This window comes from Leadbetterella sp. DM7 (genome assembly GCF_040829825.2).
Classification (GTDB): Bacteria; Bacteroidota; Bacteroidia; order Cytophagales; family Spirosomataceae; genus Leadbetterella.
The window spans coordinates 15,034-26,999 of record NZ_JBFOLH020000012.1; the positions used below are offsets into that span (position 1 = coordinate 15,034).

Annotated in this window: 9 protein-coding genes; 7 read left to right on the forward strand and 2 right to left on the reverse strand. The window is 50.7% G+C overall.

Annotated features, from left to right (window positions below):
* The first annotated feature begins 110 nt into the window (after window positions 1–110).
* The 7 genes from AB2U10_RS13495 to flxY all read left to right on the forward strand — a co-directional run bounded on the left by AB2U10_RS13495 (window position 111) and on the right by flxY (window position 10,228).
* The gene (locus AB2U10_RS13495; protein ID WP_367915434.1) at window positions 111–485 is read left to right on the forward strand and encodes an ApeI family dehydratase; all 375 of its coding nucleotides are present in this window, start codon (window positions 111–113) and stop codon (window positions 483–485) included.
* On the forward strand, window positions 482–946 hold the full coding sequence (locus tag AB2U10_RS13500; RefSeq protein ID WP_367915433.1) for a hypothetical protein: 465 nt from the start codon (window positions 482–484) through the stop codon (window positions 944–946). Before AB2U10_RS13495 ends, AB2U10_RS13500 begins: the two co-directional genes overlap by 4 nt.
* Window positions 947–1,094: 148 nt before the next feature.
* Complete coding sequence (locus tag AB2U10_RS13505; protein WP_367915432.1) at window positions 1,095–2,258, forward strand: DUF2062 domain-containing protein; 1,164 nt, start codon at window positions 1,095–1,097, stop codon at window positions 2,256–2,258.
* Window positions 2,251–5,841, forward strand: coding sequence for an MMPL family transporter (locus AB2U10_RS13510; protein WP_367915431.1), 3,591 nt, complete (start codon window positions 2,251–2,253; stop codon window positions 5,839–5,841). The genes AB2U10_RS13505 and AB2U10_RS13510 overlap by 8 nt, the downstream gene beginning before the upstream one ends.
* The gene (locus AB2U10_RS13515) at window positions 5,834–7,345 is read left to right on the forward strand and encodes a phytoene desaturase family protein (protein WP_367915430.1); all 1,512 of its coding nucleotides are present in this window, start codon (window positions 5,834–5,836) and stop codon (window positions 7,343–7,345) included. The genes AB2U10_RS13510 and AB2U10_RS13515 overlap by 8 nt, the downstream gene beginning before the upstream one ends.
* The gene (locus tag AB2U10_RS13520; RefSeq protein ID WP_367915429.1) at window positions 7,323–8,942 is read left to right on the forward strand and encodes a C45 family autoproteolytic acyltransferase/hydrolase; all 1,620 of its coding nucleotides are present in this window, start codon (window positions 7,323–7,325) and stop codon (window positions 8,940–8,942) included. The genes AB2U10_RS13515 and AB2U10_RS13520 overlap by 23 nt, the downstream gene beginning before the upstream one ends.
* Complete coding sequence (flxY, locus tag AB2U10_RS13525; RefSeq protein WP_367915428.1) at window positions 8,939–10,228, forward strand: flexirubin biosynthesis putative acyl-CoA ligase FlxY; 1,290 nt, start codon at window positions 8,939–8,941, stop codon at window positions 10,226–10,228. The genes AB2U10_RS13520 and flxY overlap by 4 nt, the downstream gene beginning before the upstream one ends.
* 47 nt (window positions 10,229–10,275) lie before the next feature.
* Here the strand turns inward: flxY and AB2U10_RS13530 are convergent, their stop codons facing one another.
* Together AB2U10_RS13530 and AB2U10_RS13535 are read right to left on the reverse strand one after the other, a co-directional pair.
* On the reverse strand, window positions 10,276–11,187 hold the full coding sequence (locus tag AB2U10_RS13530) for an Rpn family recombination-promoting nuclease/putative transposase (protein ID WP_367915427.1): 912 nt from the start codon (window positions 11,185–11,187) through the stop codon (window positions 10,276–10,278).
* 88 nt (window positions 11,188–11,275) lie between these two features.
* Window positions 11,276–11,884, reverse strand: a complete 609-nt coding sequence (locus AB2U10_RS13535) for a hypothetical protein (protein WP_367915426.1) — start codon at window positions 11,882–11,884, stop codon at window positions 11,276–11,278.
* Window positions 11,885–11,966 lie beyond the last annotated feature (82 nt).

Sequence of the window (11,966 nt, forward strand, 5' to 3'; positions counted from 1 at the left end):
TGAAAATTCGGCATACACTACAGGAGAATATACCGGAAATTTGCTGCCGGGAAACCCGCCGGGTCATGCAGGCAGGCCCGGTGTATTATCTTAAAGAACGAAAATAACGTATGCTGGCAGAGAAAGGCTTTTATACCGTAAATGCGGTTACCGATAAAGGGGAGGGCAGATACCACGTGGCCGTGGTATTGAATAAAGATCATGCTATTTTTAAAGGCCATTTCCCGGGTAACCCGGTCACTCCCGGCGCCTGTATGCTGCAGGTGGTAAAAGAGCTGACCCAGGATATCCTGGGCATGAAGCTGATGATGACCAGTGTGGCCAATGTGAAGTTTATGGCGCTGATCAACCCGGAAAAGAACCCGGAGCTCTTGCTGGAGCTGGAAATAGACAGTACGGAAGAGGAGCAGATCCGGGTGAAGAATACAACACTTTTTGAAGATGTTACCGCACTCAAAATGAGTAATACCTACAAAAGAATATGAGAAGTCTGGCCATAGGAATCTTATGTTGGCTGTCTTTCGGGGTACAGGCCCAGGAGGTGGCCCGTTTGCGTAAAGAATTTGTGGCGGCGTCGGCATCAGAAGCGGGCGCAGAGAAATTTCTGCGAACTACCGAAAAGATATCAGCCTCATCAAAGCCGCTTTTACAGGCCTACAGGGGTGCGGCCCTGCTGATAGGGGGCAAATATGCGAAGAAAATAGAAGACAAAAAGAAGCTGGCACGCGAAGGCATCCATATGCTGGAATGGGCGGTAGCCAAAGATCCCGACCATGTCGAGATTCGTACGCTGCGGCTGAGCATCCAGGAGAACTCGCCTAAAATATTGAAATACAAAGATAAGATAGAGGAAGACCGGGCCTTTGTGACCCGGCATTTTGAGGGGCTGCCGGAAGGCGAGCTGAAGGATTTTGTGGGGGGATACCTGAGAAATAGTGAAAAGTGAAAAACTAAAAACTAAAAGTTCCAGACCATAACTTTTCACTTTTCACTTTTATCTTTTCACTTTTATCTTTTCACTTTTAGTTTTTCACTTCCTTGCTGCTTTCCACAGTACATACCTTATCTTTGTAGTTAAAAGACCTTAGAAAAGATTGAGGGTTCCGTCGACATACAAATGGTGTGTGATCATTCCCACCTATAACAATCACCTTACGCTGGCCCGTGTGATCAGCGGTGTGCTGAAGTACACAGAGGCGGTGATTGTGGTGAATGACGGCTCTACCGACCATACGGCGGAGATCCTGGAAGAATTTCCCGGTCTTACCGTGCTTCAGCACCCCCGGAACCTCGGGAAAGGGACAGCCCTGAAAAACGGGTTCCGGAGAGCCCTTGAGATGGGCTATGACTTTGCCATTACCATTGACTCTGACGGCCAGCATTTCCCCGATGACATTCCCGTATTTATAGAAAGGCTGAATGCCTCTGACGGCAATATCCTGCTGATCGGGGAGCGGAATATGGCCCAGGAAGGGGTGCCCCGCAAGAGCAGCTTCGGCAATGCGTTTTCAAACTTCTGGTTCTGGTTTGAAACGGGGGTGAAGCTGGGCGACACCCAGTCGGGTTTTCGCCTGTACCCGCTTTCACGGATGCCGCAGCGGTATTTTACCCCTAAGTTCGAATTTGAGATCGAGTCGATCGTGCGGGCGGCCTGGAAGGGCGTGAATGTGGAGAATGTGCCGGTTCGTGTGCATTATGAGCAAAAAGACCGGGTATCTCATTTTCGTCCTTTCCGCGATTTTACCCGCATCAGCATCCTGAATACCGTGCTTGTACTGATCACCCTGCTGTACATCAAGCCCCGTAATTTTTTTCGCAGTCTAAAAAAAAAAGACATCCGGCAATTCCTGAAAGAGGAAGTGCTGGAAAGTAACGATAGCGACCAGGTCAAAGCTTTCTCTATGGCTCTGGGTGTATTTTGGGGCATTGTGCCGCTGTGGGGCTTTCAAACGGCGGGCGTTTTGGGCTCGGCGTATGTGCTTCGGTTGAACAAGCTGATCGCCTTTGCCTTTTCCAACGTGAGCCTGCCCCCCCTTATTCCCCTGATTATTTTTGCTTCTCTGAAGGTAGGATCCCTGTTTGTTGCTTCTCCCTGGCTCCCGGACGAGCCGCTGACCTTTGAGCTGGTGCAGCATCATCTCTTCCAGTACCTTGTCGGGGCTTCGGTGCTGGCAGTGGTCATGGCCGCCCTTACCGGCCTGTCGGGCTATGGGCTACTTACTTTTTTCTCCAGGACTAAAACGGCGTTGAATGCATAAGATATTTATCCGGATTCACCGCTTTGTAGAGAAAAACAGGGCACTCACCCTGTTCCTTGCCCTGGCTTACCTGGGCCTGACCGTTTTTTTGTTCACCCGGCTTCAGTTTGAAGAAGATATTACCCGGCTGATTCCCAAAAGCGAATCGTCTGACCGGGCATCGCGGGTGCTGAACAGCCTTGAATTTGCCGATAAGATCACGGTGCTGATCCGGAAGGACAAGGAGGGAAATACCGATGATCTCACGGCTATGGCAGATGCCTTCCTCGACAGCCTCACGGTGTGTGAACCCTATGTACGCTCGGTACAGGGGCGGCTTTCGGAGGATACCTTTGAAGAAGCTTTTGCCTTTGTACGATCTCACCTGCCGCTCTTTCTTGACGCTTCCGACTACTCTGTGCTGGAAGCCCGGCTGCGGCCCGACAGCCTGCGGGCAACCGTACAGGCCAATTACCGTATGCTGACCTCGCCTTCTGCACTGGTTTCAGGGAGAATGGTGATGGAAGACCCCCTGGGAATGACTTTTACGGGGCTGCGAAAATTGCAGGACCTGAATGCCGGTGAAGAATTTGTGACAGAAAACGGCTATGTGCTGACCCCTGACCGGCAAAACCTGCTGCTGTTCATTAACCCGGTGCTGGCCGGGAACGAAACCGAAAAAAATACGGCCTTTGCAGAGCAGCTCTACCGCATACAAAATCACCTCAACCGCGAATTTGAAACAAAAAGTACGGTAGAATACTACGGTGCAGCCCTGATTGCCGTAGCCAATGCCCGGCAGATCAAGCAGGACATCGTGACCACCACGGCTGTGGCGCTGGCGGTGCTGATGCTGATCCTGATGCTGTATTACCGGCGTTTCTATGTTCCGCTGCTGCTTTTTATTCCTACGGTATTCGGCGTGCTGATGGCCACCACGGCGCTCTATTTTCTCAAAGATACCATTTCGGCCATCTCGTTAAGCATAGGCGCCATTTTGCTGGGAGTGACCATTGATTATGCCCTGCATATCCTGACCCATTACAAGCACAACAGCGACATGGAAACGCTGTACCGCGATGTCACCCGGCCGCTGATCATGAGCAGCACCACCACGGCGGTGGCTTTTCTCTGCCTGCTTTTTGTACACTCTGAGGCGCTGAGAGACCTTGGCATTTTTGCGGCTGTGGCCGTAGTGGCTTCGGCCCTGTTTTCACTGCTTATTATTCCGCATCTTTACCGGCAGCGGCCGCAGGAGACTCCCCGGAAAAAGAACCTTTTAGACCGGTTGTCGGCCTATTCTTTCGAACGCAGCCGCCTGCTGATCGCCCTGTGTGTGCTGGCCATTGTTATCAGCCTCTTCACCTATTCAAAAGTAGGCTTTAACGAAGACATTTCCCGGCTGAATTTTGTACCGGAAGATATCCGGCAAACCGAAAAAAAGCTGGAAGAATCGACTCACCTGACGTCTAAGTCGCTTTACCTGGTCAACTATGCCGGCAGCCTGGATTCGGCGCTCGACAGGAGCCGGACGCTGGCCGCAGAGCTTCGCAATGCCAAAACCGCCGGCCTGATCCTCGACTTCAGCTCACCTGCAGACCTGCTGCTCTCGCAGGCGGGACAGCAGCAGAAAACAGACCGGTGGAACCGCTTCTGGACACCGCAAAGAAAAGCGCTGGTAGAGCAGACACTGGTTTCAGAAGGCCTGAAAACCGGCCTGGCAGCAGATGCCTACGCCTCTTTCTTTGAATTGCTTAACCATGATTTTCACCCGGTAAGCTATACCGGCTTCCTGGATTTTGAAGCCCTCTCCCTGCAGGATTTCATCAGTGATAAAGGAGGGCTCTTCAGTGTGATCAGCCAGGTGAAGATTGATGAAAGCCGGCGCGATGAGGTGCTGGCCCGTTTCAAAAACGAGCCGTCTACGCTGGTCATTGACCGGCAACAGCTCAACGAGACTTTCCTGGGTAACCTCAAAAACGACTTTAACAGCCTGGTTAACCTGTCGTTTATAGCCGTTCTTCTTATTCTCTTTGTATTCTTCCGGAGAGTTGAGCTGGTTTTGATCAGCGCCATTCCTATCGGGCTCACGGGGCTGGTAACGGCAGGAGTAATGGGCTTGCTGGGTATTGACCTGAATATCTTCAGCACCATTGTGTGTACGCTGGTTTTCGGACACGGGGTGGATTTCAGTATTTTCATGACCTCTGCCCTGCAGAAAGAATATACTTACGGCCGTGATGAAATGCCCCTTTACCGCACCTCTGTATTGCTGGCGGTGCTGACCACCATCCTGGCTATCGGTGCCCTCATCTTTGCTGAGCATCCTGCATTGAAATCTATTTCAGCCGTTTCGCTGGTAGGGGTATCCATGGCCGTGCTCATTACCTTTGTTTTTTACCCCCTGCTTTTCCGGGCCTTTATCATGTGGAGGCCGAAACGGGGCAAATCACCTGCCCGTTTGCTTACCCTGATCACTTCTGTGCTGTCTTTTACCTACTACGGGCTGGGCGGCCTGTTCTTTTCGTTTTTAAGTACGCTGGCCTCGTTCTGGCCGGGTAACCGGGAAAGGTTAAAAAGCGGCCTGCGCCGGTTTATGGCCGCGTTTATGAAGTCGGTTCTGGATACGAGCGTGAACCTCAGGAAAACCCGTATCGTCAACACCACGGGTGAAGACTTCCGGAAACCGGCGGTGATCATTGCCAACCATACCTCCTTCCTGGATATTCTTGCCCTGGGCATGCTGCATCCGAGGACCGTTTTCCTGGTCAGCGATTGGGTCTATAACAGTCCTATTTTTGGGAAAGGCGTCCGTTTTTTAGGATTTTACCCGGTTTCCAAAGGCCTGGAAGGCGGCATGGACCAGCTGAAGGAGAAGGTAGACGCGGGCTATTCGATCATTGTATTCCCGGAAGGCACGCGCTCTCCGGATAACCGGATCAGGCGTTTCCACAAAGGTGCATTTTACCTGGCAGAGCATTTCGGAATGGATATCCTGCCCGTGCTGATTCACGGCGGGGCCGATGTATTCCCCAAAGGCGATTTCTTTATCCGGAAGTACGGCATCACCCTGAAGATCCTGGAACGGATCAGTCCGGAGAACCGGGCCTTCGGAGAAGGCTACCGGGAAAGAACCAAAGGTGTAAGCCGTTATTTTAAGGAAGAATACAGCCGTTTACGGCAGGAGCTGGAAGGGCCGGGGTATTTCGGTCAGGTAGTGATGGAAAATTATCTCTACAAGGAAGAAGAAGTATATGAAGCCGTAAAAACCGGCTTGGAGGAGAAGGAGAAGCGGTTTTTCGCCGTAGAGCCGGAGCTTTCTTCCACGGCCAGAATTTTGCATATTGCCGATGATTACGGGGAGGGCGACCTGCTGATGGTGCTACGCGAGCCTGCAAGAAAAGTAGATTCCTGGATCAGGGACGAAGAAAAGCGAGAAGTGGCCCGTAACAATTATATGGTCAGGAACCGGCACCTGGATTACCCCGGCGAGCTGCCCGTTCAGGGAAACTATGATGTTCTGCTTATTTCGTGCGCACACCGGCTGCCGGAAGAATGGGTGCGGTCTTTTACGCAGGTAATTGATCTGAAAAGCTATGTATGATGTGATCATTATCGGGAGCGGCCTGGGCGGCCTGGCCTCAGCGGTTATCCTGGCAAAAGAGGGACTAAAAGTGCTGGTGCTGGAGAAGAATAACCAGCTGGGCGGTAACCTGCAGACTTTTTCGCGGAATAAAACGATATTGGATACGGGAGTTCACTACATCGGCGGACTTGCAGAGGGACAAAACCTGTATCGGTATTTTAAATACCTGGGTATTTACGACGGGCTGGAGCTCAGCCGTATGGACGAAGACGGGTTTGATGTGATCTCGTTTGACGGCGATCCGCACGAGTACCCGCATGCCCAGGGATATGCTAATTTTATGGCCCGCCTGCTCAGGTACTTCCCGGAGGAAGAAGAGGCGCTGCAAAAATACTGTGCCCGGCTGCAGGAGGTTTGCCGGCTGTTTCCGTTGTACAACCTGGAAGCAGAGGGAAATTACGATACCGGTATACTGTCGCTGAATACCCGTGACTACCTGGATTCACTGACCGCCAACGAAAAACTGAAGGCTGTGCTGGCCGGATCATCGTATCTCTACGCCGGAATTGCCGAAAAAACACCCTTTTATGTGCATGCTTTATCGGTTAATTCCTATATAGAAAGTGCGTGGCGCGTGATAAAAGGGGGCAGCCAGATCACCCGGCAGATTGTCAGGGAGCTCCGGAAGTACCGGGTGACCCTGCTGAAGCACCGGGAGGTAACGGAGTTTGTTTTCAGGGAAGGAGAAATGACCGGGGTCAGGACCCGCACCGGTGAAGAATTTACCGGTAAGCAGTTTATTTCCAACATAGACCTGAAAGCCACGCTGGCCATGGCGGGGCACTTTCGTAAGTCGTTTACCAACCGTGTGGCACTGCTGGAGCCCGTGGTGGCTGCCTTCAGCCTGTATGCAGTATTGAAGCCCGGCTGTATCCGGTACGAGAACCGGAATTTTTACCACCTGCGGAACGAGGCCAGCGTATGGTCAGCCCAGTTTTATACCGACGAAACCTGGCCCCAAAGCTATATGGCCTCCATGGGCCTGAAAAACCCCGGTGATACCTATGCCGAAAGCATGACCTTTATGACCTATATGCGTTTTGAAGACGTAAAACCCTGGGCAGACACGGTCAATACGGTAGCCGGTAAAGCAGACCGGGGAGCAGATTATGAGGCGTTTAAACAGGACCGCACAGAGCGTTTCCTGAAAGAAATTGAGAAAAAATTTCCCGGCATATGCAACTGCATTGAAGCTGTGTATACCTCTACGCCTCTTTCGTACCGTGACTATATCGGGGGAGAGGAGGGGAATATGTACGGTTATGTGCGGGATAGTAACCGCCCCATGCTTAACTTTATATCGCCGAAATCTCAGATCAGTAACCTGTATTTTACCGGCCAGAGTGTGAATATGCACGGCATACTGGGTGTAACTATCGGAGCTGTGGCTACCTGTTCGGAGATCCTGGGAAAGAAATACCTGCTGGACAAAATTAACCGTGAGATCAAGACTGATATATAGCGCATTCGGGCTGTTGATCCTGCTGCTGACCGGCTGCGGAACGGCAAAGCTGAACCGGTATTCCCTTCCGTATACGGCACCCGGGGTTACTCAGGTTTCGGCAACCGGACGGATAACGGGAAACAGCAGCCTGAAGCAAAACCCTTACCGCCTCTGGGAGCTGTACATAGAAGGCTCTCCCCTGGAGCTGGGGTTGCGGAACGGGGCGCTCACCGACAGCCTGTACCGGCACCAGGAAAGCGTTTTTTTCAGGAAAGTAGAAGAGATCGTCCCCTCAAAAGGCAGGCAATGGCTGCTCAGGCATTTCCTGGCCTGGTATAACCGGAAATTACCCCGGAGCATTATTCCCGAATACCGGCAGGAGATCTACGGCTTGTCGCGTTATGCTTCTGACAGCCTGGATTTTATTGCCAAACCGTATGCCCGGAGCCTGTACCTGCATGCTGCCCACGATATCGGGCACGCGCTCCAGGACCTGGCCATGGTAGGTTGTACCTCCTTTGCCGTATGGGGTGAAAATACCGAAGACGGAAATCTGCTGATAGGCCGGAATTTTGATTTTTATGCGGGCGATGAGTTTGCAGAAAACAAGGTGGTTGCCTTTGTGAAGCCCGATTCAGGATACGGGTTTCTGTCGGTGAGCTGGCCCGGCATGATCGGTGTGGTTTCGGGCATGAATACGGAAGGCCTCACGGTGACTATCAATGCAGGGAAATCGTCTGTACCCTGGAAGGCCCGGACACCCGTATCGCTGCTGGTACGGGAAATCCTGCAATATGCGAAAAATATAGACGAGGCGGTCGCCATTTCAGCCCGTAGGAAGGTATTTGTTTCGGAGAGCATCATGGTAGGCAGCGCGGCTGACAACCGGGCTGTGCTGATTGAAATTTCTCCCCGCAAAAGAGGGATTTATGCGGTGGAAAACCGAGCCCGGCTGGTTTGTTCCAACCATTTTCTGAGTACCGCATATTCCCGTGATAAAAAGAACCGGAAACAAAAAGCCGAGAGCCATTCCATGTACCGGTTTGAGCGGATGAACCAGCTGCTGGATCACGAAGAAAAAGTAAACGTGGAAAAGGCCGTGAACCTTCTTCGTAACCGGTACGGGCTGGACGACCGGGAGATAGGACTCGGCAACGAGAAAGCCCTGAACCAGCTGCTGGCTCACCATGGGGTGGTGTTCAGGCCGGCGGAACGCAAGGCATGGGTGTCGGCAGGCCCGTACCAGCTGGGCGCTTTTGTGGCGTATGACCTGAAAGAAGTTTTTTCGGAAGACCGAAAAGACAGCCTCTGGTCTGATGCTGAAACTGTAAAAGAAGACCCATTTCTGCACAGCCGGGCGTATGCCGGCTATGAACGATACCGGGTGCTGGATCGTATGCTGGACAGGGCGCTGAAGGCGCATACCGTGCTGCCCGATTCATTTTTTGAGGAGTATATTTCTTTGAATCCTGAACTTTGGTCCGTATATTACAAATCAGGAAAATATTTTAAGAACAGGAAGCAGGAGGATAAGGCCCGGATTTACTTTGAAACGGCTCTGACCAAAGAGATCACCACCCTGCCTGCACGACGGGAAATTGAGAAGAATTTATGATAGAGCTTAGTATAGAGAACTGGAGCAGAGAGAAAATAGCGGCATTTCAGGAGATCCGGCTTAAAGAAGCCCTGGCGTATGTGGCCCGGAATTCCCCCTTTTATCAGCGATATTACCGGGAAGCGGGAGCCAGCATAGCTGAAGTAGCCAACCTGGAAGACCTGCAAAAGCTACCCTTTACTACCAAAGAGCACCTCCAGCAGTTTAATGCGGAATTCCTGTGTGTTCCGCCGCAGAAAGTGGTCGACTATGCTACTACTTCGGGTACATCAGGAAGCCCCGTAACCTTTGCCCTGACAGATTCTGACCTGGAACGCCTGGCCCGTAATGAAGCCATGTCTTTTGACTGCTCGGGTGTGGAGAAAGGAGATGTAGTGCAACTGATGACCACCATGGACAGGCAGTTTATGGCCGGCCTGGCGTATTTCCTGGGGTTAAGAAAGCTGGGGGCCACCGTGGTGCGTGTAGGGGCGGGTGTTCCGGAGCTGCAGTGGGATGCCATACAGCGGTACCGTCCGGCTTACCTGATCACGGTGCCGTCTTTCCTGATCAAGATGATCGAATATGCGGAGGTGAACGGGATAGATTACCGGAACAGCGGGGTCAGGGGAGCGATCTGTATTGGTGAACCGCTCCGGAACCAGGATTTTTCGCCCAATAATATCAGCGCAAGGATCACGGAGAAATGGGATATCCGCCTGTTTTCTACCTATGCTTCTACAGAAATGAGTACGGCTTTTGCCGAATGCGGGCTTCAGCAGGGCGGCCATCATCATCCTGACCTGATTATTGTGGAAATAGTGGATGAAGAAGGACGGCAGGTGCCCGATGGAGAAATCGGTGAGCTGGTAGTGACCACTTTGGGAGTGGAGGCCATGCCCCTGGTACGCTTTAAAACCGGTGATATTGTACAGGCGCATCATGAGCCCTGCGGATGTGGCCGGAACTCCCTCCGGATAGGCCCGGTGATTGGCCGTAAGCAGCAGATGATCAAATACAAGGGCACCACCCTGTATCCGCCGGCCATGAATAACCTGCTGAACGGGTTTGATGAAATCCGGAACCACCTGATCGAGATCTCGGTCAATGAGCTGGGTACCGACGAAATCCAGATTTTCCTGGCTGTAGATGACCCTTCCGATGATTTTATCACCCAGATTCGTGATCATTTCCGGGCTAAGCTCCGGGTAACGCCCAGGATTGAATTTTTGCCGCTGGAAGAGCTCAATAAACGGGTTTATGTGCCCAAAAGCCGTAAACCGGTGCAGTTTGTGGACAGGAGGTAAGGGATTTTTGATTTACGAATTATGAATCTGAGAGCGTCAATCGTAAATTATAAGATTCGTTTGTTTCGGGCCAGGATTTGCCTGATTTTTTCTTCGCTTTCCCCAGTGATGATACGGATAGTGGATATGTTAATACCGGCATCGTAAGCATTGAGAACCGTTTTTTGCACTGTTTCCGTAATTCCCCTCTCTTTTCCTTCCAGGATGAACTGTTCGCGCAATGTTAATATTTTAGTACTCATATCTTCAGGTAGTTTTTTTATAGCTTTCGTAAAATTATTTCTTACAACAGGTGTGCCATTTACAAGGTAAACAAATATACTTTCCATAACGTTCGACTCCAAATAGGGGTTGAGGTTTTCAATAATTCTGTCCATATGAATAGCTAGCCCTTCCGGGTCAAAACAATACTTCTGTAACATAACGGCGCTGGATAATAACCCGTTTTTGAGTACATAGATTTGTTCAGACGAGATTTCATTGAGATTAATAAATTCTGCAGCAAATAAAGGCAGGTATTTTTTAAGGAAATCAGGATAAGAGGTGAAATATGTATCAAGAGCTTTAAACTGCCAGTTCTTTTTTCCGTGATAATAGAGTATCGGTACAATGAGTTCCGGTTTTTTCTTTTCCCGAAGCTGTTTTTGGTAACCCAGTGCCAGATATTCCAATAGTTGAAAGGTGGTGTTGAGATCTGCATTGCTTTTGTGTTCCAGCAGCAGGCTGATCTGTAAACTTTCTTTACCTTTTATTTTTACTCCCCAGATCAGGTCAGAATAAGAGGTTTTTAATTGATCAGTAATGTACGAAGTATCTTGTGGGGCAAGTGTTTCAAAGTCCAGTATACGGGTCAATGCTTTGGGAAGGTACTGATGAAGAAACTCTACGGCCAAATCTCTATTGGAAAGAATCTGCTTGATGAACTTATCGTGGATGTTCGTAATGTTGGTACGCGGCATAATTTGTAGTGTGAATTTGCCGACAATATAGAAGTTAAATCGGGAATGAGAAAGTTTTATTGTTGAAATCTGTGTTCTCTATACTCCGTCAGGTGATTTTGCACCATGTCAGCATATAATCCTCTATCTGCTCAAACTGAAAACAAAACCCCTTTTCCCAGCCCGGGAAGGTGGAAACGGCCGTACCCGTGCCGGAGCTCAGATCATAAGAATGTACATGCAGGTCGGTCAGAAAGCTTAACGGCCGGGAATTACTGAGCTTAAAAATGGCCTCTTTCACTGTCCAGATAAGGGTAAGCGTTTCCGGTTCGAATCCCGGCAGGATCACTTCATCCCTGATAAAATGAGGCCGGTTTTTTATGATGCGGGGATGAATCTTTTCAATGTCAATGCCATAAGGTTCCGGGCCGGTATACAACGCTGCAAAGGCGTGAGAGTGGCTGATGGAGATTTGCCGGCCGTCTTTCAGGAGAGGCCGCCCGTCAGCTTCATATAGAACGTCATCATCACTCAGTCCTGCCCTTTCCAGCAGCATTCTCACGGCCAGGAAGCCGTTGCGGTGCTCCTGCCGCTTCATGCCGGCCAGCCGCTTACGGGAGGCTTCGGTTAAGCTCACCGGGAGGCCTTCTCCGGTCTCCACTTTCCAGAGCATCAGCACACCGTGGGGAGGTAATGGTATTTCTTTGTAGAAAGGCATTTTTTTTAATTGACAATGGACAATTGACAATGGACAAGGAGCGATTAAGAAACCTGTTCTGTAAATTGTTACCGGTTTGTTG